Source organism: Streptococcus bovismuti, from assembly GCF_042436615.2.
Lineage (GTDB): Bacteria > Bacillota > Bacilli > Lactobacillales > Streptococcaceae > Streptococcus.
Genome location: NZ_JBHMFR020000014.1, coordinates 298 through 888 on the forward strand (window position 1 = coordinate 298; position 591 = coordinate 888).

General features: G+C 42.6%; 1 protein-coding gene. It reads left to right on the forward strand.

Annotation, left to right across the window (positions count from 1 at the left end; all coding sequences use genetic code 11):
* The coding region (locus tag ACERDH_RS09695; protein WP_415741922.1) for a mucin-binding protein at positions 1 to 591 on the forward strand (591 nt) is incomplete at both ends.

Below are 591 nucleotides of genomic sequence, written 5' to 3' on the forward strand. Positions count from 1 at the left end.
TACAAGTCAAATCAATGAATTCAAGAAACAAGGATATAACCTTGTCAGCGATGAATTCACAGCGGGTGGTGCTAAGGTTTATGACTATGATACAGCACGTGACCAAGTCTACACTGTAACCCTTTCAGAACGTGTTGAACCGGTTAACCCAGATAACCCAAATCCACAACCAAATACACCAGTTAATCCAGGACAACCAGATAGCCCACGTTGGCCAGGAACCGTTGAAAACTTGGATAACAAGGAAAGTGTTAGCCGTACCATCCATTATGTTTATGAAGATGGAAGTAAGGCTAAGGATGATGTGGTTGAAACACTGAACTTCAAACGTTGGAGCAATGTCAACTTGGTAACAGGTCATATTGACTTCCAAGACTGGACAACCAATGATGATACGTTTGATAAAGTGGTATCACCAACCATCGCAGGTTACACAGCGGATAAATCAGAAATCCCAGCTGTAAGTGGAGTGAAGGCTAAAGACCAAGACCGTGTTGAAACAGTCACTTATCGTAAGGATGCTCAAAAAGCTGTTATCCGTTATGTAAGCACTAACGGTAACCGCGTTCTCACAACAGATGAAGTGACAGG